The sequence below is a fragment of the Methylobacterium sp. Leaf94 genome (assembly GCF_001426045.1).
Taxonomy (GTDB): Bacteria; Pseudomonadota; Alphaproteobacteria; order Rhizobiales; family Beijerinckiaceae; genus Methylobacterium.
Window position 1 is genome coordinate 177137 of the sequence record NZ_LMRM01000034.1, and the last position, 19984, is coordinate 197120.

The window sequence follows — 19984 nt, forward strand, 5'->3', positions numbered from 1 at the left end:
ATCGCCCTGGAGGTGAGCGCTTGAGAGCGGCGGGTTCAGAAAGGTTGTGTCGTTGGGGATATCTATCTAGAGCACGGAGCCTTCCAGCGACCACACGATGGATGAAGGCGCGACATGCCGTCTCCCCGGTACTTCCTCAACCACTTCATGCCCTTCACGGGTTATCCCTATACGGGGGGGCCGACCGCCTGCAATCTCTGCGGCTCCGCGGAGTCCGTGGTGGTGGCCGAGAGCGACCGCCGGCTGAAGACGCTGAAATCCATCGCCTGCCGCCAGTGCGGCCTGATCCGCACCGACCCGATGCCGACGCCGGCCGAGCTCGCGGACTACTACGCCAGCGCCTACCGGGCCGATTATCAGCTCGCCTTCGCGGGCGGCCCGCCGCGGGTCCACCTCAAGCGCTCCGCTCGCGAGGCCGCCTTCCGCGCCGGCCTCCTGGCGCCCAAGCTGAAGCCGGGCGCCCGCGTGCTCGATTTCGGTTCCGGGTCGGGCGAGTTCCTGGCCGAGGCCCGCGCGAAGGGCTGCGAGGCGATCGGCGTCGAGCCGGGGCGGGACTATGCCAACTACGCCCGCGCCCATCACGGCGTCGAGGTGCTGGACGACGCCGACGAGGATGCGCGCTTCCCCGAGGGGTATTTCGACGTCGTCACCACCCGGCACGTGCTGGAACACCTGCGCGACCCCGCCGACGTGATGGAGCGCCTGTCCCGCTGGCTGAAGCCGGACGGCGTGCTCTTCGCCGCCGTGCCCGACATGGCCACCACGGGCAAGCCGGCGCACGAGCGCTTCCACTTCGCCCATGTCCACGGCTTCGTCCGCGAGACCTTCGACCTCACCGCCCGCCGGGCCGGCCTCGTGCCGCATCCGGACTACCCGCGCGAGAACACCGCGGTGGTCTATGCCAAGACCGACGCCCCGCCCGTGGCCCTGGCCAATCCCGGCCTCGCCGAACGCCTGGCCGTGGCGCTGAAGCCGATGCCGCCCGCCGTCTTCCTGGCCTCCGGCGCCTGGCTCTGGCCGATGGTCCGCCGCAACGCCAAGGCGGTGCGCGACACCTTCGTCTCCCGCTGAGGCGGCCGCGCGCGGATCGCGGCCGTCGTAGCCCCTTCGTGAACGGCGTCCTAGAACGCGGGGTCAGGCGGCGGCATCCGGCCGCCCGCCCGACACCCGAGACGCCGCCGTGACGAACCCCCCCAGGACGCCGCCGAACCGCCGCCAGACCCTCGGCCTCGGGGCCGGTCTCGCCATCGCTCTGGGCAGCCCGGCCGAGGCCGCGCCCGCGGCGACGCCCGAACCGACCTTCAGCCTGCTCCTCGTCAACGACCTCTATCAGATGGCCGAGGTCGACGGCCGAGGCGGGTTCGCGCGCCTCGCCGCCATCGTGAAGGCCGAGCGGGCCCGGGGCGTGCCGATGCTCTACGCCCATGCGGGCGACACCCTCTCGCCGTCGCTGCTGTCGGGCTTCGACCGCGGCGCTCACATCGTCGAGCTCCTCAACCGCGCGCCGCCCGACGTGTTCGTGCCCGGCAACCACGAGTTCGATTTCGGCCCGGCGACCTTCGCCGAGCGGATGGGCGAGGCGAGCTTCCCCGTCCTGGCGGCCAACCTGCGCGACGGGGCGGGCCGGCCGCTGGCGGGCGTGCGCGACCGAATGGTGGTCACCCTCGGGGGCATCCGGGTCGGCGTGGTGGGGATCGCGCTGGCGAGCACGCCGGAGAAATCGCAGGCGGGCGACCTGCGCTTCGCCCCCGAGATCGAGACCCTGGCCCGCGAGGTCCAGGCCCTGCGGGAGGCGGGCGTCGACCTCGTGGTGGGCGTCTGCCACACGGCCCGGGCCACCGACGACGCCATCGTGGCCGCCCGCCTCGTCGACATCCTGCTCTCGGGCCACGACCACGATCTCGTGGTGCGCTACGACGGCCAGACCGTGATGGCGGAATCAAGCTTCGACGCCCATTACGTCACCGCGATCGACGTGACCGCGACGGTGACCGGCATCGGGCGGGACCGGCGCGTGGACTGGCGCCCGAGCTTCCGAATCCACGACTCGGCCCAGGTCACCCCCGATCCCGAGACCCTGGCGGAGGTGCAGCGCCTCCAGGGCGCGCTGTCGCGGGAACTCGACGTGCCGGTGGGCGTGACCCGCGCCCTCCTCGACAGCCGCATCGCCGCGGTGCGCGTCCGCGAAGCGAGCTTCGGCAGCCTCGTGGCCGATGCCCTGCGGGCCGCCACCGGGGCGCAGGTCGCGATCACGAACGGCGGCGGCATCCGGGGCAACCGGCTCTATCCCGCCGGCGCGACCCTGACCCGCCGGGACATCCTCACCGAGCTGCCCTTCGGCAACACCATCGTGCTGGTGTCGCTGACGGGCGCGCATCTGCGCGCCCTCCTCGAAGGGGCGCTGGCCGATTGGGGCCACCCGGCGGGCCGCTTCCCGCAGGTCTCCGGCCTCGTCGTCACCCTGGATCCCACCGCGCCGGTGGGCAGGCGGATCGTGTCGCTGAGCGCGGCGGGCAGCATCGTCGACCCGGACGCGACCTACACGGTCGCGTCGAACAACTTCCTGTACGACGGCGGCAACGGCTACGGTGACCTCGCCCGGGGCCGGACCCTGATCGGCCGGACCGACGGACAGCTCGTGGCCAATGCCGTGATGGCGTATATCCGCGCCAACGCCCCGCTCCCCGCCCCCGTAGAGGGCCGCATCCTGGTTCGCTGATGTCCGAGACGCCCGTCGCCGACGCCCTCGCCCGCTTCCGAAAGTCGGGCTCGTCCTGGCTCGCGCTGCCGTTCTTCCAGGATGGCGCCGCCGACGCGGTGGCCGCCCGGATCGACGCCCGCATCGCCGCCGGCGCCACCGTGCTGCCGGCGCCCGAGGCCGTCTTTAACGCCCTCGCGCTCACGCCCCTCGACCGCGTGAAGGTCGTCATCCTGGGGCAGGACCCCTATCCCACGCCGGGCGACGCCAACGGCCTCGCCTTCTCGTATGTCGGCCCGCGGCGGCTCCCGGCCTCGCTCAAGGTGATCCTGGCCGAGCTCGCCGAACCGGGCGTCCCGCCGGCTAAGCCCCGGACGGGCGACCTCACCCCCTGGGCCCGGCAGGGCGTGCTCCTCCTCAACGCCGCCCTCACGGTGGAGGCGGGCAAGGCCGGGGCGCACCTGCGCTACGGCTGGTCGGCCCTGACCGACCAGGCGGTCTCGGCGGTCTCGGCCCGCCCGGAGCCGGCGGTGTTCCTGCTCTGGGGCGCCCAGGCCCGCGCCCGCGCCGCCCTGGTGGAGGCCGACCGCCACGGCATCGTCGCATGCGGCCATCCCTCGCCGCTCAACCGCGCGCGGGATTTTCCCGGCTCGCGCCCCTTCGACGCCGCCAATGCCTGGCTGTCGGGCCACGGCGTCGCCCCGATCGACTGGCAGCTCGACTGAGGGCCGGGGGGGGGGGCCGGCCTCAGAGCGGCCCCTGCTTGGCGAATTCCGAGAACACGGCCCGCAGGACCTTCAGCCGGCCCTCGTAGGCTTGCGTCAGGCAGGCGACGTCGGCGCCGCAGGCGCGGCGCTCGGTGAGCCAGGCCTCCTGGTCCTCGCGCAGCTTGGCGTTGCCGCCCATGGGCAGCATCGCCCGCAGGATCTCAAAGCGGGTCGCCATCTCCACGTCGCGGTCATTGAGGGGCAGGTGGGCGCAGATCGCCTTCTCGTCGGCGGCCTCCGCCTTCTCGCAGGGGAAGCTCGCGGCCTCGGCCGAGCCGGCCGCGAGGACGAGGAGCAGGCCGCCGAAGAGCGGGCGGAGAATCGTCAGCATGGAGCAGGCCTCGTGCGATCGGGATCAGAACGTCAGATGCTGAGCCAGCCCCGCGCCCGCAGCCGCGCCAGGAGCGGCAGCAGCGGCAGGCCGAGGATGGTGGACTGGTCGCCCGCGACCGCCGCGAACAGGTGGATGCCGAGGCCTTCCAGCTGGTAGCCGCCGACGCTGGAGCACACCCGCTCGGGCCCGGCGAGATCGACATAGGCCGCGATCGCCGCGGCATCGAGGGGCCGCATGGTCAGGTGCGCGGTCTCGACGAAGCTCTCGACCACGGCCCCGTCGACGGCCAGGGCCACCGCCGCGTGCAGCGCGTGGGTCCGGCCCGCGAGGGCGCCGATCTGCGCGGCGGCGGCGGCGAGGTCCGCCGGCTTGTGGAACAGGGTGCCGTCGCAGGCCAGGACTTGGTCGGCGCCGACGACCACGCGCCCGGGCCGGCGGGCCGCCACGGCCCCCGCCTTGGCCTCGGCGAGCCGACGGGCCAGGGCTTCGGGCGGCAGACCGGCGCACGCCGCCTCCACCGTGCGCTCGTCGACCCCGGGGCTCTCGGAGTCGACGGCAAGGCCGGCGCTCTCGAGGAGCGCGCGCCGCGTCGCGCTGGTGGAGGCGAGGAGGAGGGGCCGATCCCCGCGCCAGGGCGAGGCGGGCCGCGGGCGGCTTGGGACGCTCACGAGGCGATGAACTTCAGGCGGTGCTCGCGGTGCAGGTCGAGGATGGCGGCCGCCGTCTCCTCGATCGAGCGCCGGGTCACGTCGATGGTCGGCCAGCGGTGCTTGGCGCAGAGGCGGCGGCAGGCGGCGATCTCGTCTGCCACGGCCCCGCGATCGACGTAGAGGGAGGAATCGTCGGCCTTCAGGCTGAGGAGCCGGTTCTGGCGGATCTGGACGATGCGCTCCGGGCTGGCCAGCAGCCCGACGAGGAGCGGCTTTCGCGCCGTCTCGAGGCTCTCGGGCAGGGGCATGCCCGGCACCAGGGGGAAGTTCGCGGTCTTCAGGCCGCGATTGGCGAGGTAGATCGCCGTCGGGGTCTTCGAGGTGCGGCTGACGCCCACGAGGATCACGTCGGCCTCGTTCACGTCGAGGGGCAGGACGCCGTCGTCGTGGGCCAGGGTGAAGTTCATTGCGTCGATGCGCTTGAAGTACTCGGCGTTGAGCATGTGCTGCGCGCCGGGCCGGGCCGTCGAATCCGCCCCCAGATAGGATTGCAGCAGGGCGTGCACCGGCTGGAGCACCGAGAGGCAGGGCGATCCGGTCTCGCGGCAGGCCGCCTCCAGCCGCTCGGTGAGGTCGTGGCCCACCAGGGTGTAGAGCACGAGCCCCGGCGCGGCCTCGATCTCGGAGATCACCCGTTCGAGCTGCGCGGCGGAGCGCACCAGGGGATAGACGTGCTCGATGGCCGAGACGCCCTCGTACTGGGCGGCGGCCGCGCGGCCCACGTTGATGAGCGTCTCGCCGGTGGAATCCGAGACGAGGTGCAGGTGGAAATAGCTACGGCTCATCGAAGGGCTGTCTCCTCCGGCCTGAGGTCCAGGATGCATGACGATCACCCGTCATGGTCTTGTCCACCGGGCTCGGTCAGGGGAGTCGATAAGGGTGGATAAGCTGGCTTGCCCGAAGGGTCCAGCGGGCGCCCGGGCCGTCTTGTCGACTCCGGCGTCAACACACCGTCACACCGGCGCGATTCCCAAGCGGTTTTGGGAGAATCCGGGACCGAGGCCCGGTCGGCGACCGCCGGGCAGGGGCAAGGCACTGTGGGCCATCACCTATCCGGGACATTGAACCCAATCCGTTAAAGGCTGATTAACGCCGCGGTCGCGGGGACGCCCTGTGGACGAATTTCCGCTCCCGCCATCCAGCCCTCTAAAAGAAAAAACAGAGTCCTAGAATCTCTCTTTCCTTTTAGAGAGCCGATGTGGGGATGACGGCCGGAACGCCCCTCCGACACCCGGACGAGCACGAGGTTTCCGGGAGCGAGAGGTTTTCGAGACGCGGCGGTTTCGGGAGGAAGACATCCGACGCTTCGGTGCTACATACCGGCCACAGGGGAATGGGACGTCGGGAGATCGGATGAGCCAGGCAGTTGCAGGGGACCGCACGGGTGGGGACCGGGCGGTCCTGCGGGTTCTCGCGGGCGAGGCCTTGCCGCGTCCCCCCGCCTGGATGATGCGCCAGGCCGGGCGCTACCTGCCCGAGTACCGGGAGGTCCGGGCAAAGGCCGGGTCCTTCCTCGACCTCTGCTACAATCCCGACTTCGCCACCGAGGTGACGCTGCAGCCGATCCGGCGCTTCGGCTTCGAGGCCTCGATCCTGTTCTCCGATATCCTGGTGATCCCGGACGCGCTCGGCCAGAACGTGCGCTTCGTGGAGGGCGAGGGGCCGCGCCTCGACCCGATGGCGGGCCGGCCGGAATTCGAGCGCCTGCGCGAGGCCGGCGATCCGGCGATCTTCGCCCACCTGGAGCCGGTCTTCGAGACGGTGCGGCGCCTGCGCGCGCAACTGCCCCACGAGACCACGCTGCTCGGCTTCTGCGGCGCGCCCTGGACGGTGGCGAGTTACATGATCGGTGGGCGCGGCACCCCCGACCTCGCCCCCTCCCGGGCGCTGGCCCGGCAGGACACCGCCCTGGTGGAGGCCCTGATCGACCGCCTCGTCACGGTGCAGACCGAATACCTGGTGCGCCAGCTCGAGGCCGGCGCGGATGCGGTGCAGATCTTCGAGTCGCATGCGGGCGCGCTGCCCGACGCGCGGGGTGCCGACGCGGCCGGCAGCGAGGAGTCCGTCAACGAGGTCGCCGAGAGCGCGCTGCCCGAGAGCGCCTCGGCCGGATCCAACGACCGCGACGCCCTGACCCGCTGGTCGCTCCAGCCCATCGCCCGGATGATCGCCGGGGTCCGCGCCCGGGTGCCGGGCGCGAAGATCATCGTGTTCGCCCGCGGCTCCGGCCTCGAGGGTCATGCCCGCGTGGTGCCCGAGACCGCCGCCGACGCGGTCGGCGTCGACTGGTCGGTGGACCTCAAGGCCCTGCGCGCCCGGGTGCCCGCCTCCACGGTGACGCAGGGCAACGTCCATCCCGAAACCCTGATCGAGGGCGGGGCCGCCCTCGACGCGGCGGTGGACGGCGTGCTGGCGGCCACCGAGGGCCTGCCGCACATCTTCAACCTCGGCCACGGCATCACGCCGCAGACGCCGATCGCCCATGTCGAGCGCATGCTCGCCCGATTGCGCGGCTGAGGCGGCGATGGACGGCCTCTACCCCTGGCTCAAGGCCGGGCACCTCGTCGCGCTCATCTCCTGGATGGCGGCGATGCTCTATCTGCCGCGCCTGTTCGTCTACCACGCAGCCCTGGTGCCTGGGCCGCACGCGGCGGCCCAGTCCGAGACCTTCAAGGTCATGGAGCGGCGCCTCCTGAAGGCGATCATGACCCCGGCCATGATCGCCACCTGGATCTTCGGGCTGATCCTGGCCTGGATGAGCGGCTACTACGCCGCCGGCTGGCTCCAGGCGAAGTTCGTCCTGGTGCTCGCCATGAGCGGCATCCACGGCTGGCTCGCCCGGATGGTGAAGGACTTCGCCGCCGACCGGAACACGCGAGGACACAAGTTCTACCGCGTCCTCAACGAGGTGCCGACGCTCCTCATGATCCTGATCGTGATCCTGGCGGCGGTGAAACCGGCTATCTGGTGAGGGCCTTTGCCCTGTATCCCGGGATCACAGGATGCCGGGATGCGGTGAACCCGGGAGCCGGTGCCGGCCGCGCACGGGCGGCCCGGCGCTCCGGTACGGCCCAAGGCGGGACTGAAAGCGGGACCGATGGCTGAGCACGCGCACGATCCTCACGATCACGACCACGCCGATCACGGGCATGCCCGCGCGCCTATCCCCAGCACTGCCCCTGCCGGGCACGGCCATTCCCACGGGGGCGGCGGGCATTCCCACGCGCCGGCCACCTTCGGGCGCGCCTTCGCCATCGGCATCAGCCTGAACATCGCCTTCGTGGTCATCGAGGCGATCTACGGTTTCGCCAGCGAGTCCATGGCCCTGGTGGCCGATGCCGGCCACAACCTGTCGGATGTGCTCGGGCTGCTGGTGGCGTGGATCGCCTCTGTACTGGTGAAGCGCACCCCGACGCCGCGCTTCACCTACGGTCTGCGCGGCTCCTCGATCCTCGCTGCGCTGTTCAATGCGGTGTTCCTGCTCGTCGCCACCGGCGCCATCGCCTGGGAGGCGATCGTGCGTCTGGTCGCCCCCGAGCCGCAGCCGGTGGCGGGGCTGACCGTGATGGTGGTCGCCGGCCTCGGCATCCTCGTCAACGGCGCCACCGCCTGGCTCTTCGCTTCGGGCAAGGGCAGCGACATCAACATCCGCGGCGCCTACCTGCACATGCTGGCCGACGCCGCCGTCTCGGCCGGCGTGGTGGTGACCGGCCTCATCATCGTGCTGACGGGAGCGGCCTGGATCGACCCGCTGGTCAGCCTCGTCATCGCCGGCCTCATCGTCTGGGCGACCTGGGGCCTCCTGCGGGACAGCGTGGTGATGTCGCTCTCGGCGGTACCCCCCGGCATCGACCCGGCGGCGGTGGGTACCTACCTGCGGGCGCGCGCCGGCGTGGCGGATCTGCACGACCTCCACATCTGGCCAATGAGCACCACCGACATCGCCCTGACGGCGCACCTCGTCATGGCGGAGGGGCATCCGGGCAACGGCTTCCTCATCGCCACGGCCGAAGAGCTGCGGAGCCGCTTCGGCATCGGCCACGCCACCCTGCAGATCGAGGAGGCGGGCGGCCCCGCCTGCGCGCTCGCCGGAGATTGCACCGTATGATCCGTGCCTTCGTCGTCGGACATCCCATCGCGCATTCGCGCTCGCCGCTGATCCACGGACACTGGCTCGCCGAGCACGGCATCGACGGCCGCTACGAGCGCATCGACGTGGCGCCGGAGGCCTTTCCGGCCTTCCTGGCCGGACTGCGCGCGAACGGCTTCGCCGGCGGCAACGTCACCATCCCGCACAAGGAGGCGGCCTTCGGGCTGGTCGAATCCCTGACGCCGCGGGCGGAGAGGATCGGGGCGGTGAACACCCTGTTCTTCGACGGGTCCGAGCGCCTCTGCGGCGACAACACCGACGCCCCCGGCTTCGTCGCCCATCTCGACCAGAGCCTGGGCCTCGGCTGGACCGAGCGCGGCGGCGGCACCGCCCTGGTGCTCGGGGCCGGCGGCGCCGCCCGCGCCATCGTGGTCGGCCTCCTGGAGCGCGGCCTGTCGCGGGTCTGGGTCGCCAACCGGACGCCGGCCCGGGCCGAGGCCCTGGTGGCCCTCGACCCCGCTCGGGTCGAGGCCGTCGCCTGGCACGAGCTGCCGGACGCCATGGCCCGCACCGGGCTCCTCGTGAACACCACGTCGCTCGGCATGGTCGGCCATCCCCCCCTCGCCCTCGACCTCCTGCCCCTGCCCGAGGACGCGGCGGTGGCCGACATCGTCTACGCCCCCCTGGAGACGCCCCTCCTCGCGGCGGCCCGGGCACGGGGGCTACCCGCGGTCGATGGCCTCGGCATGCTGCTGCACCAGGCGGTGCCGGGCTTCGCCCGTTGGTTCCGCACGACCCCGGGCGTGACGCCGGCCCTGCGCGCCCGGATCGTCGCGGACCTGGCGCCCGCATGAGCCGGCCGGTCATCCTCGGACTCACCGGCTCGATCGGCATGGGCAAGTCGGCCACCGCGGCGATGTTCGCGCGCCACGGCGTGCCGGTCCACGACGCGGATGCGGCGGTGCATGCCCTCTACGGCGCCGGCGGTGCAGCGGCGGCCGCCATCGGCGCGGCCTTCCCCGGAACCCTGGACGCGGACGGCGCCGTCGACCGGGCGCGCCTGCGGGAGGCGGTGATCGGCGCGCCCGAGCGCCTCGCCGCCCTCGAGGCCCTGGTCCATCCCCTGGCCCAGGCCGCGGCCCGGGACTTCCTCGCCCGCCACGCCGAAGCGCCCCTGGTGCTCCTCGACATCCCGCTCCTGTTCGAGACCGGCGGCGAGGCCCGCTGCGACCGGGTCCTGGTGGTCACCGCCCCGCCCGACGTGCAGCGCGCCCGGGTGCTCGCCCGGCCCGGGATGGATGCGGCGACCTTCGAGGCGATCCGCGCCAAGCAGTGGCCCGCCGCCGAGAAGCAGGCCCGCGCCGATTTCGTCCTCGATACCAGCCTGGGTTTCGACCACGCCGAGGCCGAGGTGGCGTCGATCATCCGGCAACTGACCGCGGGATCGGTGCCGGCGGCGCCTTGACGCCGGCCCTGGAGGGCGCAAGGTCGGAGCTTGCGGCCCCTGCCTCCGGGACCCTTCGATCAGGACCCTTCGATGCTGCGTGAGATCGTCCTCGACACCGAGACCACCGGCACGGATGCCAAGAACGGCGATCGCCTGATCGAGATCGGCTGCGTCGAATTGATCAACCACGTGCAGACGGGCAAGGTCTTCCACAAACTGGTGAATCCGACCCGGCCGGTTTCCCAGGGCGCCTTCGCGGTGCACGGCATCTCGGACGCCATGCTCGCCGACAAGCCGCTCTTCGCCGACATCGTCGACGAATTCCGCGACTTCTGCGGCGACTCGCCCCTGGTGATCCACAACGCGCCCTTCGACGTCGGCTTCCTCAACATGGAATACGCCCGCCTCGGCGCGGCGGCGCCCCCGCCCATCGACCTCGCCGACGTCGTCGACACCCTGCAGCTCGCCCGCCGCAAGCATACGGGGGCGGCCAACAACCTCGATGCCCTGTGTTCGCGCTACGGCATCGACACCACGCGGCGGACCAAGCACGGCGCGCTCCTCGACGCACAGATCCTGGCGGAGGTCTATGTCGAGCTCCTCGGCGGCAAGCAGACCAGCCTCGGGCTCGCCATGACGGAGGCCGAGGAGGTGGTGATCCTCGGCGATGGCGGCGAGGTCGTCCCGGTGGGGCCGCGCCCGCTGCGCCATCGGCTCAGCGAGGCCGAGCGCACCCGGCACGCGGCCTTCATCGCGACCCTCGGGGGCGGCGGTGCGGTCTGGCGCGATTATCTCGGCGAGGAGGAGACCGCCTGAAGGCCGGTCGAACCGGTCTGGACCGGCGCAGGTTGTTCGTTCCGTCCCGTCGCCGTCACGATGCTGCGACGCACGAGGCTCCTTATTGCATCGCAACAAAAGCCTCCCATATACCATCCCACTGGATGGTAACGGGAAGGTCCGATGCTCGATCTCGAGGATAAGCCCAGGGCGCCGATTCGGGTCGGCGACACCGAGAAGATCACGATCAATCTCGGCTACGTCGATCTCGGCCACATCGATCTTCTCGTGTCCGAGAGCGTCTACGCCAACCGGAGCGACTTCATCCGTACGGCCGTGCGCAACCAGATCGCGCGCCACGGCGACGTGACCCGGCAATCGGTGGCCCGCAAGGGCGTCGAACTCGGCTTGCGCCGCTACGACCGGGCCGAACTCGAGGCCGCGCGCGCCAGCGGCATCCGCCTCGACATCCGCGTCCTCGGGCTCGCCAGCATCGCGCCCGACGTCACCCCGGAACTGGCCCGCGAGGTCATCGCGTCGATCGAGGTCATGGGAAGCCTGCAGGCGACTCCGGCCGTGAAGGCGGCCCTCGCCGACCGCCTCCTCTGACAATCTCCAAAAACCGCGTTCCCGACCTCGCATGGTTCGACCCGTCGTCGAGCCGGAAAGCGAACCCCATGACCGACCCTTCGAACCGGATGCAGGACCGCCTCGCCGACATGATGGAGGCGACGCGCCTCACGGCAGCCGGACGCCTGCAGGACGCGACGGACCTGCTGCAGCGCGGCTTCGCCGGCACGCCCCCCCGTTCCGCGGCCGACCACGGCGCTCCGGCGCCCCAGCCCCACACCATCGATCTCGTGGCCGAGCGCGTCGAGACCGGCCCGGCGGCCAAGCCGGAATCCAAACCCGCGTTCCAGACCGAGTCCCCGTCGGGTTCGGCCGCCGCCGAGGAGGCGCGCCTCGCCGCGATCCTCCCCGAGAAGCTGCGCAAGGTCGTGGAAACGGTGACGCGGGGCATCGCCCCGGTGCTCGGGGGCCTCGGCAAGGCCGGTCCCGGCGGGGCGACCCCCTCCAGCCTCGTCGGCAATCTCGGCACTCTCGTCTCGGGCCTGGCCGGCGGTCTCGGCCCGTCGGGCTTGAACCAAGCTCGTGCGCCCCTCACCGAGGGCGGCAGCTTCACGGAGCACAGCTTTTCCAACGCGGCCGGGGCACGGGACTACAAGCTGTTCGTTCCCAGCGACGCCCATGCCGACCTGCCCCTGGTGGTGATGCTGCACGGCTGTACCCAGTCGCCGGACGATTTCGCCGCCGGCACCGGCATGAACGCCCGCGCGGAGGCGGAGGGCTTCCTCGTGGCCTACCCGGCCCAGAGCGGGCGCGCCAACGGCCAGCGCTGCTGGAACTGGTTCCAGCCCGGCGACCAGGGCCGGGATTCCGGCGAGGCGGGGATCATCGCCGGGCTGACCCGCGCGCTCATCGCCGAGCATCGAGTCGATCCGACCCGGGTCTACATCGCCGGCCTGTCGGCGGGCGGTGCGGCGGCGGTGAACATCGCCCGGGCCTATCCCGACCTCTACGCGGCGGTGGGCATCCATTCCGGCCTCGCGGCGGGCTGTGCCCGCGACGTCTCGACCGCCCTCACGGTGATGCGCCTCGGCCCCGTGGCCGCTGCCGACGGCGCGGTCTCCACGGTGCGGGTGCCCACCATCGTGTTCCACGGGGAGAGCGACGGCACCGTGAACCCCCGCAACGGCGAGCAGGCGCTGGCCCAGGCCGGCATCGACGGGCTGACGCCCGAGGCGGCGGAGGCGGTGAGCCCGGGCGGCCTGCCCTACACCCGCACCCGCTACGCCGATGCGGACGGCCGGGTCGCGGTGGAGGGCTGGATCGTGCGCGGCCTCGGCCACGCCTGGTCCGGCGGAAGCCCGGCCGGCAGCTACACCGATCCGCGCGGGCCCGACGCGACGCGGGCGATGCTCGATTTCTTCCGGGCCAATCCCCTCGCGGCGGGACGGGCCTGAACGTCCGGCGGGTCAACCCACCGCGACGTTGTCGATGAGGCGCGTGCGGCCGAGATAGGCCGCCGCCAGCACCCGGGCCGGCCGCGTGGCGTGCTCCACCGGCGCCAGCGTCTCGGCATCGCGGACCTCGAGATACTGCACGGGCTCGAAGCCCGCCGCCGCTAGCGCGGCCCGGCCTCCCTCGACCAGGGGGCCGGCGCTTCCGCCGGCCGCGAGGCCTGCGGCGATCTCGGACAGGACGGCGTGGAGGCGCGGTGCGCGCGCCCGCTCCTCGGGGGCGAGGTAGCGGTTGCGCGACGACAGAGCGAGGCCGTCCGCCTCCCGCAGGGTGGGGACGCCCTGGATCTCCACGGGCAGGTCCAGGTCGCACACGGCGCGGCGGATCACTAGGAGCTGCTGGTAGTCCTTCTCGCCGAACAGCGCGCAGTCGGGCTGGACCTGGTTGAGCAGCTTGGTCACCACCGTGGCGACGCCCGAGAAGTGACCCGGCCGATAGGCGCCGCACAGGCCCTCGGTGAGGCCGCCCACCTCGATCCGGGTCGAGAAGTGCTCGGGGTACATCCCGGAGACCTCCGGCAGGTAGGCGGCATCGACCCCCGCCTCCGCCAGCAGGGCGAGGTCGGCCTCGGTGTCGCGGGGATAGCGCGAAAAATCCTCGTTCGGGCCGAACTGGGTCGGATTGACGAAGATGCTCGCCACGACGCGCCGACCGAGGCTGCGCGCCCGCGCCATCAGGGCGAGGTGGCCGGCATGGAGCGCGCCCATCGTCGGCACCAGCACCACCCGCTCGTCGGCCCGGCGCCAGGCGGCGACCGTGGTGCGCAGGGGGGCGACGGACGTGAACCGGAGCAGGGAGACGGGATCGGACATCGGCGGCTCGTCCTCGGCAAGGTCTTCGGCAGGGTCTCGCGGACGCGGATCGCATCCCGGCGCGAGACCTAATCGCCCCGCCGCCGGGACGCCAGACGCCTCAGGGACAATAGGGCCGCAGGGGCCGGCCGTAGGGATCGTCGACCCCGAGGGGCGGGGTGAAGCCGTAATAGCTCGGCTTGCCGAGGCCGTAGGCCGAGCCGACATAGCTCGGGTCACCGAGGGCATCGGTGGGGATGGGTACCCGCCGCGGGATGCAGCCGGCCAGCCGGCGGCGCGGCACCGGTGCGAGGTGAGCCACGCCACCCTCCTCCTCCGCCCGCGGGAAGTAGCGCGGCAGGCCCTCGGGCTCCGCCCCGTAGCCCTCCACCGCGCGCCCGGGGGTCGGGAAGGCGAGGCCGCCGAGATCTGCTGAGCCGGCGGGGGCTGCCGTCAATCCGGCCAGGAGCACGAGCCCCGCCCCGCCCCGTCTGATCGCCACACCGCCACGCCGCATCGGGTCCACTCCTCGCGGGACGACCGTGTCAGGCAGGCGTGAACCGAGTGTTAACCATAGGTCGCGGCGATGACCCGGCCAATCGCCGCATGGGCCGCGTCGCGGGCCTCGCTCGTGGTGTCCGACCCCGTGAGGTAGATGGCCGCCACCAGGGGCGCCCGGGCCGGCGGGCGCAGGAGCGCCACCACATTGGCGGTGCCGTAGGCCCCGCTGCCGGTCTTGTCGCCGACGCCCCAATCGGCCGGAAGCCCCGCCCGCAGGCGCTTCGTTCCGGTGCGGGAGGCCGTCATCCAGCCCTCGAGCCGGGCGCGACTGGCCTCCGTCAGCGACGGCCCGAGCAGGATCTTCCCGACGGTCGCTGCCATCGCGGCGGGCCGGGTGGTGTCGCGGGGATCGCCGGGCACGGCCGCGTTCAGGTCGGGTTCGGTCCGGTCGAGGCGGGTCACCGGGTCGCCGAGGTCCCGGCCATAGGCGGTCAGGGCCGCGGGACCGCCGATGGCGGCGAGCAGGAGGTTGGCGGCGGTGTTGTCGCTCCAGACCAGGGCGGCGGCGCACAGAGCCTCCACGGACATCGCCCCGGCCTCCGGTCCGCCCGCCCTCAGGGCGCGCGTGGTGACGGGGGCGTAGGTGTCGAGGTCGGCCTCTCCGTAGGCGAGGCGCCGGTCGAGCCGTTCGCGCCCCGCCTCGACCCGGGCCAGGATCGCGGCGGCGAGGAGCAGCTTGAAGGTGCTGCAGAGCGGGAAGGCGCCCTCGGCGTCGTGCAGCAGGGCGGGGTCGCCGCCCGTGTCGAGGACCGCGATCCCGGCCCGGCCGCCGAGGTCGCCGGCGATCCGCGCCAACGCCGCACCGGCCTCGGCGAACCGGTCCTGGGGGCCTGGATCGGTCTCGTGGCCCTTGCCCTGGCCCTGGCCCTGGGCCGTGCTCAGCAGGGGCAGGAGGGCCCCCGCCCCGAGGAGGATCCGTCGCGTCAGGCTCATGCGGTTCCGGTCGATGGGTCTCGGATGGGTCTTGGCGAGGTCAGGGCCCGGCCGTCGAGGGGCGCGAGGCGCGAGGGGGCCGCCGTCGGCTGCGCTCCCGCAGCGATCGGCCGGCTCAGGGCCCGGGCGAGGCTGGGCAGGTCGGGGGCTGCGACGGTGCCGGGGCCGTAGAGGTGGGAATCCAGGGCATCGAGGCCTGCGGCGACCTCCGGCCGGGCCCGCCAGGCCCGCGCGAGGTCGGGCTGCTCCGTGAGGAAGGGGTGGAGATGCGCGCGGAAGGCCCGCGCGTCCCGGGCCGAGGCGGCGCGGCCGAGCGCCCGGCGCGTCCGCGCGTCGAGGCGCCGGCGTCCCGAACGCCCGCCGCTGCCGAAGCCGAGCAGGGCGAGGCCGAGGCCGAAGGCGCCGAGGGCGGCCGTCGCCACCAAGAGGGGAGAGGCCGGCAGGACGGGTTTCGCCTCGTCGTCCCTGTCGGGCAGGCCGCCGCCGATCTGGCGGGCGGGAATCTCGGCCTCGCGCAGGGTGCGCGAGACGGTGTCGAACCACGGGATGACGATCGCGTCGAGGGGGATGATCTCCTCGATCGCGGGGCGCACGTCCCACTGGTAGGTCGCCCGCGCCACCGGGCCGGTGGGGGTGATGATCGTCTCGCGGGTCACCGGCCCGGCGAAGGTGAGGATGCCGCGCGTGCGCATCACCGGGCGGGGCGGCAGTCCCTCGGCGACCATGCCCTGCGCCTCCAGGGTGACGATGCGCCGGGTGGTCTCGCCGAGCTTCACCGTCTCGGGATCGGGGCTCCAGGAATCCGTGATCGTCACGTCCTTGGCCGGGAGCCACCAGGGCTCCTTGGCGTCGGGCCCGCCCACCGGCTTCGTCCAGGTGGCGACGGGCAGGGTCACCGGAGCCGAGGGCACGTCGACGACGACCCGCTTGCCGCCGTCGTTGACGGTGAGGCGATGCAGGAACGGATCGATGGTGAAGTCGCCCGGATGGTGCGGGAAGATCGCCACCACCCGGTCGAAGGCGATGGCCACCTGCCCGTCGGGCAGGCGGGTCTTCGACCAGGCGTCGCGGCCGAGCTGCGTCCAGCTGAAATTGGCCAGCGACGGCTGGATCACCTCCTCCAGCAGGATCGGCTGGCGGTAGACCCCGTGGATGCGCAGCAGCACCATCTCGCGGGAGAACGGATCGGCGTTGCCGTTGCGCTCCGGCGTCACCGTGAGGGTGAGGTCGCCGGGACCGATCTCGGCCCGGGTGGGGAAGGGGGCGAGGCACGTGAGGATCAGGATCAGGCGCGCCGCAAAACTCCTCCCGCCTCCGCGGGGGAGGGTGATCGCGAAGCGACCGGGAGAGGCGCGCGCCATCTCCGGAGAGGTTGCCCCCTCTCCCGACCCGCTGATCCAGGCTACCCTTTCCCGCAGGGGGGAGAGGGGGTGCTGCCTTACACTCACCATGGGTTGCTTCCCCCCGGCACCGCTGTGCCGGCCTCGACGCGGGCTGCCTGTTCCGCCTTCAGGCGCAGCTTGAGATAGCGTCCGGGATCGTCCGGCAGGGTCTGCAGCCAGAGGCGGTCGGGTCGGATCTCGTGGGCCTCGAAGCTCTTCGTCACCCGGCGCACCTCCCGCTCGGGGGCGGCCGCGACCATGGCCGAGCCCGCCCCGGTGCGGCCGCGCCCCGCCGCGTCGCTGGCCGAGCCGCGGGCCTCGCCCTTGCCGGAATCCACCGAGACCTGCTCGGCCTTGCCGCGCCGGGCGACCTTGCTGTTGCCCGGCGTCGACGAGGTGGTGCCCCCCTCCTTGTTGCCGGCCAGGCCCTCGCCGCTGGAGGTCGCCTGGGTGTCGTCGTTGGGGTCCTGGTTCGCGGTCTTGTTGTAGCGCGCCCCCACCGTGGCGGTGGCGTTGGCCACGCCGCCGCCCTTGCCGGGATCGCCGGCGCCCTCGTCCACGAGGCGGGCGATCAGCGAGCGGTTGGCCTGCGCATCGGCATCGCGGGGGTTGTACTGGAGCGCGGCGTCGTAGGCGTCCAGCGCCCCCTGCAGGTCGCCGGATTTCGCGAGCGCGTTGCCGAGGTTGTAGGCGTTGCGCCGGCCGCCGTTGCGGAAGAGGGCGGCGGCTTCCGTGTAGCGCCCGGCCTGGTAGAGGGCCGGGCCGCGCCAGGCCGGGTCGTCGAGCACCCAGGCGGCGGCCCCGGGCAGGCCGGCCCCCAGCAGGGCGCGGCCAAGGCTGGTGCGGGGCTGCGCCGTCGCCGTCAGGGCCAGGATGCCGGCGCCCGCGAGCCCCAGGGCAGCGAGGCGTGCCCAGCGGGTCCAGTCGCGGGGGAGGGCGGGCAGGCGGTCGGACAGGACACCGAGGGCCATCAGGCGCTCCTGCGGAACAGGACGAGGGCGGGCAGCAGGGCCAGCAGCACGAGCCAGCGCCCGAGATCGGCGAAGGCCAGCACGGTGTAGCCCCCGGCGGCGAGGTGCTGGGCGGTGCTGGCGCCCACCGCGTCGAGCACCGGGGCGGGGCTGTCGAGGAGGGCAAAGCGGCCCGCCCCCGCGTCGGTCAGGCGCTCGAGGGCGCCCCGGTCGGGCTTGGGCGAGCCCGCCGGCAGGCCGGGCCCGGCGGGCACGAAGAGCCCGTGCAGGTGCCAGCCCTTGGCACGGATCGCGGCGGCCTCGCGCAGGGCCGCGTCGCCGATGCCGTCGCCGTCGGTGACGAGGACGACGTCGCCCGCGATCACGCCGGCCTCCGCGAGGGTGCGGCGGGCCAGGGCGAGGCCGCGCTCGGGATGGGTGCCCCGGTCCGGCACGGTGTCGCCGTCCAGGGCGAACAGGGTGGAGGACAGGGCGTCCCGGTCGGTGGTGGGCGGGGCGGCGAGATAGGCGTCGCCCGCATAGACCACCACGGCGACGCTGCGGGTGCCGGCGGCCTCGGCCACCGCCTGCGCCACCTGGCGCACGTCCTTGAGGTGGCCGCCCTCCGCGATGGAGCGCGACAGGTCGCATACCACCACGGTCGCGTCGAGGTTGCGGAAGGTGGCGGCGTCCGGGCGCTCCACCGCCGGGCCGGTGAGGGCCAGGGCGACGAGCCCGGCCGCGAGCGCCGCGGCGAGGTTCGCCTGCCGGCGTCCGCCGCGCACCGCCCCGCGCCGGGCGAGCAGCGCCATCAGGCCGGGATCGACGGCCCGGGTCCAGTCGCCGAGGGGCGCCGAGCGCCAGGCGGCGCGCAGCGCCAGGGCGGCCACGACGGGAATCGCCACCAGCCACCAGGGCCGCAGGACCGCCAGGGTGTCGAGGAGACTCATGCGATCCGCCGCGACGCGAGGAGGGCGGCCGCCGCCAGGAAGGCGAGGGCGGCGGGCCAGGGCCAGAGGTCCTTGCGCAGGGGCACCGGCGGCGCCTTGGCGCGCCCGCCCTCGATCGCGTCGATGGCGTCCGCCATGGCGATGAGGTCGTCGGTGGTCTTCACGCGGAACATCCGGCCGCCGGTGAGATCCGCGATCTCGCGCAGGGTCTCGGTGTCGACGACGTCCTGCTCGCCGTCGGCGTTGGAGAGGTCGCGGGGGCCCAGCGCGATGGTGTGGACCCGGACGCCGAGCTCCTTGGCGAGGCCGGCCACGTCCCGGGGCGTGGTCTGGCCGGCATTGTTGGCGCCGTCCGTCATCAGGATCACCACCTTGGCGGTGGCCACCGGCGCGCCCTCGGCCTCCGGTCCCGCCGGGGTCAGGCGCTTGAGGGCGAGGCCCAGGCCGTCGCCGATGCCGGTGGAGCGCCCGACGAGGCCGATGGTCGCCTCGTCGAGGGCGCGGGCGACGGTGGCGGTGTCGAAGCTCGGGCTCGCGGCGACGTAGGATTCGTTGGCGAAGATGACGAGACCGATGCGGTCGCCGGCCCGGCGGCGGATGAAGTCGGTGCCGACGCGCTTGACCGCGGCGAGCCGGGTCACGGTCTGCCCGTCCAGGGCGAAGTCGCGCCGCTCCATCGAACCCGAGAGGTCCATCACCAGCATGATCTCGCGGCCCGAGGCCGGCAGGGCGGTGGCCGGCAGGACGAGGCGCGGTCCGGCGAGGGCGACCACCAGGGCCGCCCACAGGGTCCAGACCAGGAGGGTGCGGCCGCGGCCGCGGGCCGCCACGCTGTCGCCCCGGGCGGCCTCGGCCACCAGGGAGGGGGGGACCCGCAGGGCGCCGCTCGCCCCGACCCGCTCGGGCGGCATCAGCCGGGCCGCCAGGAGCGGCAGGGGCAGGAGCAGCAGGGCATAGGGGCTCGCGAGGTCGAAGGCCGAGGCGAGGGCGGTGAGCCAGTGCGGCCAAAACTCCGTCAGCATGGCTCAGGCCCCGATCCGGGCGAAGAGCCGCGCCAGCTCGGCATCCACCGGGCCGGGCTCGGACGCGCCGCGCCGGTAGAGCCCCTCGGCGAAGATCCGGCCCGCGCCGGCGCTGAAGAAGGTCGTAGCGAAGAGCCGGTCGAGGGCGGCGGCCCAGGCGTCGCCCTGCGCGTCGGCCGCGGCGTCGCCCTGGAGGGTGCGGGCGAGGCGGCGCAGGAGCTGCGCCTGCGCCACCCGGCGGCGCTCCGGCGGCAGGGCGTTGGCGGCGGCGAGGTCGGCCAGGGCCGCGCGCCGGACCGAACCGCGCCGGCGCGCCCGCAACAGGCGCAGCAGGCCGAGGACGAGGGCCGCCGTGAAGCCCAGGGCGATGGCGAGCATCACCGCCCCCTGCGCCCCGCCGGTCTCGGCGGGCAGGTGCAGGCCGCGCAGCTGGTCGAGGCCGGGCGGAGCGTCGGGCGTCACCGGGCCCCTCCCTGTCGGCTTGGTACCC

General features: G+C 73.3%; 22 protein-coding genes. 11 read left to right on the forward strand and 11 right to left on the reverse strand.

Annotated elements, in window-relative coordinates; translation table 11 throughout:
- Positions 1 to 114: 114 nt before the first annotated feature.
- The 3 genes from ASG63_RS16310 to ASG63_RS16320 all read left to right on the forward strand — a co-directional run bounded on the left by ASG63_RS16310 (position 115) and on the right by ASG63_RS16320 (position 3423).
- Positions 115 to 1071 (forward strand): class I SAM-dependent methyltransferase, encoded by a 957-nt coding sequence (locus tag ASG63_RS16310; RefSeq protein WP_056218514.1) that lies wholly within the window; start codon positions 115 to 117, stop codon positions 1069 to 1071.
- Positions 1072 to 1180: 109 nt separating this feature from the next.
- Entirely contained in the window at positions 1181 to 2719 is a 1539-nt protein-coding gene (locus ASG63_RS16315) for a bifunctional metallophosphatase/5'-nucleotidase (RefSeq protein WP_056218519.1), read from the forward strand.
- The gene (locus ASG63_RS16320) at positions 2719 to 3423 is read left to right on the forward strand and encodes a uracil-DNA glycosylase (protein WP_056218521.1); all 705 of its coding nucleotides are present in this window, start codon (positions 2719 to 2721) and stop codon (positions 3421 to 3423) included. The genes ASG63_RS16315 and ASG63_RS16320 overlap by 1 nt, the downstream gene beginning before the upstream one ends.
- A 22-nt stretch (positions 3424 to 3445) precedes the next feature.
- Here the strand turns inward: ASG63_RS16320 and ASG63_RS16325 are convergent, their stop codons facing one another.
- Genes ASG63_RS16325 through ASG63_RS16335 form a run of 3 tightly spaced genes read right to left on the reverse strand, consistent with a single transcriptional unit; the run spans position 3446 to position 5294 of the window.
- Positions 3446 to 3796, reverse strand: a complete 351-nt coding sequence (locus ASG63_RS16325; RefSeq protein WP_056218525.1) for a lysozyme inhibitor LprI family protein — start codon at positions 3794 to 3796, stop codon at positions 3446 to 3448.
- Positions 3797 to 3828: 32 nt separating this feature from the next.
- Positions 3829 to 4467: a Maf family protein gene (locus ASG63_RS16330; protein ID WP_056218527.1), complete on the reverse strand. Its 639-nt coding sequence runs from the start codon at positions 4465 to 4467 to the stop codon at positions 3829 to 3831.
- A complete protein-coding gene (locus ASG63_RS16335) occupies positions 4464 to 5294 on the reverse strand; it encodes a pyruvate, water dikinase regulatory protein (RefSeq protein WP_056218528.1) in 831 nt (276 codons plus the stop codon). The genes ASG63_RS16330 and ASG63_RS16335 overlap by 4 nt, the downstream gene beginning before the upstream one ends.
- Before the next feature lie 568 nt (positions 5295 to 5862).
- On the opposite strand from ASG63_RS16335, the gene ASG63_RS16340 reads away from it, so the two are divergent.
- From ASG63_RS16340 to ASG63_RS16375, 8 genes are all read left to right on the forward strand, one after another.
- Complete coding sequence (locus ASG63_RS16340; RefSeq protein WP_056218530.1) at positions 5863 to 7026, forward strand: uroporphyrinogen decarboxylase; 1164 nt, start codon at positions 5863 to 5865, stop codon at positions 7024 to 7026.
- A gap of 7 nt (positions 7027 to 7033) precedes the next feature.
- Positions 7034 to 7480: a protoporphyrinogen oxidase HemJ gene (gene hemJ, locus ASG63_RS16345; RefSeq protein ID WP_056218533.1), complete on the forward strand. Its 447-nt coding sequence runs from the start codon at positions 7034 to 7036 to the stop codon at positions 7478 to 7480.
- A gap of 126 nt (positions 7481 to 7606) precedes the next feature.
- On the forward strand, positions 7607 to 8617 hold the full coding sequence (locus tag ASG63_RS16350) for a cation diffusion facilitator family transporter (protein ID WP_082559347.1): 1011 nt from the start codon (positions 7607 to 7609) through the stop codon (positions 8615 to 8617).
- Positions 8614 to 9453: a shikimate dehydrogenase gene (locus tag ASG63_RS16355; RefSeq protein WP_056218536.1), complete on the forward strand. Its 840-nt coding sequence runs from the start codon at positions 8614 to 8616 to the stop codon at positions 9451 to 9453. Before ASG63_RS16350 ends, ASG63_RS16355 begins: the two co-directional genes overlap by 4 nt.
- On the forward strand, positions 9450 to 10064 hold the full coding sequence (gene coaE / locus ASG63_RS16360; protein WP_056218539.1) for a dephospho-CoA kinase: 615 nt from the start codon (positions 9450 to 9452) through the stop codon (positions 10062 to 10064). The genes ASG63_RS16355 and coaE overlap by 4 nt, the downstream gene beginning before the upstream one ends.
- Positions 10065 to 10136: 72 nt before the next feature.
- Positions 10137 to 10862, forward strand: coding sequence for a DNA polymerase III subunit epsilon (gene dnaQ, locus ASG63_RS16365; protein WP_056218542.1), 726 nt, complete (start codon positions 10137 to 10139; stop codon positions 10860 to 10862).
- Between the two features lie 144 nt (positions 10863 to 11006).
- Positions 11007 to 11432 (forward strand): hypothetical protein, encoded by a 426-nt coding sequence (locus tag ASG63_RS16370; RefSeq protein ID WP_056218545.1) that lies wholly within the window; start codon positions 11007 to 11009, stop codon positions 11430 to 11432.
- An 89-nt stretch (positions 11433 to 11521) separates the two neighbouring features.
- Positions 11522 to 12847 carry an extracellular catalytic domain type 1 short-chain-length polyhydroxyalkanoate depolymerase gene (locus ASG63_RS16375; protein ID WP_443189805.1) on the forward strand — a complete coding sequence of 442 codons (1326 nt, stop codon included), beginning with the start codon at positions 11522 to 11524 and terminating at the stop codon, positions 12845 to 12847.
- 12 nt (positions 12848 to 12859) lie between these two features.
- Here the strand turns inward: ASG63_RS16375 and panC are convergent, their stop codons facing one another.
- The 8 genes from panC to ASG63_RS16415 all read right to left on the reverse strand — a co-directional run bounded on the left by panC (position 12860) and on the right by ASG63_RS16415 (position 19956).
- Complete coding sequence (panC, locus tag ASG63_RS16380; RefSeq protein ID WP_056218550.1) at positions 12860 to 13717, reverse strand: pantoate--beta-alanine ligase; 858 nt, start codon at positions 13715 to 13717, stop codon at positions 12860 to 12862.
- A 100-nt stretch (positions 13718 to 13817) separates the two neighbouring features.
- Entirely contained in the window at positions 13818 to 14213 is a 396-nt protein-coding gene (locus ASG63_RS16385; protein WP_056218553.1) for a hypothetical protein, read from the reverse strand.
- A gap of 50 nt (positions 14214 to 14263) precedes the next feature.
- A complete protein-coding gene (bla, locus tag ASG63_RS16390) occupies positions 14264 to 15190 on the reverse strand; it encodes a class A beta-lactamase (protein WP_056218555.1) in 927 nt (308 codons plus the stop codon).
- Positions 15187 to 16551, reverse strand: coding sequence for a BatD family protein (locus ASG63_RS16395; RefSeq protein WP_056218558.1), 1365 nt, complete (start codon positions 16549 to 16551; stop codon positions 15187 to 15189). Before ASG63_RS16395 ends, bla begins: the two co-directional genes overlap by 4 nt.
- 83 nt (positions 16552 to 16634) lie before the next feature.
- On the reverse strand, positions 16635 to 17543 hold the full coding sequence (locus ASG63_RS16400) for a tetratricopeptide repeat protein (RefSeq protein ID WP_056218562.1): 909 nt from the start codon (positions 17541 to 17543) through the stop codon (positions 16635 to 16637).
- Positions 17543 to 18472 carry a vWA domain-containing protein gene (locus tag ASG63_RS16405; RefSeq protein WP_056218564.1) on the reverse strand — a complete coding sequence of 310 codons (930 nt, stop codon included), beginning with the start codon at positions 18470 to 18472 and terminating at the stop codon, positions 17543 to 17545. Before ASG63_RS16405 ends, ASG63_RS16400 begins: the two co-directional genes overlap by 1 nt.
- On the reverse strand, positions 18469 to 19494 hold the full coding sequence (locus tag ASG63_RS16410; RefSeq protein ID WP_056218567.1) for a VWA domain-containing protein: 1026 nt from the start codon (positions 19492 to 19494) through the stop codon (positions 18469 to 18471). The genes ASG63_RS16405 and ASG63_RS16410 overlap by 4 nt, the downstream gene beginning before the upstream one ends.
- A 3-nt stretch (positions 19495 to 19497) precedes the next feature.
- Positions 19498 to 19956, reverse strand: a complete 459-nt coding sequence (locus ASG63_RS16415) for a DUF4381 family protein (protein ID WP_056218569.1) — start codon at positions 19954 to 19956, stop codon at positions 19498 to 19500.
- Between the last annotated feature and the right edge of the window lie 28 nt (positions 19957 to 19984).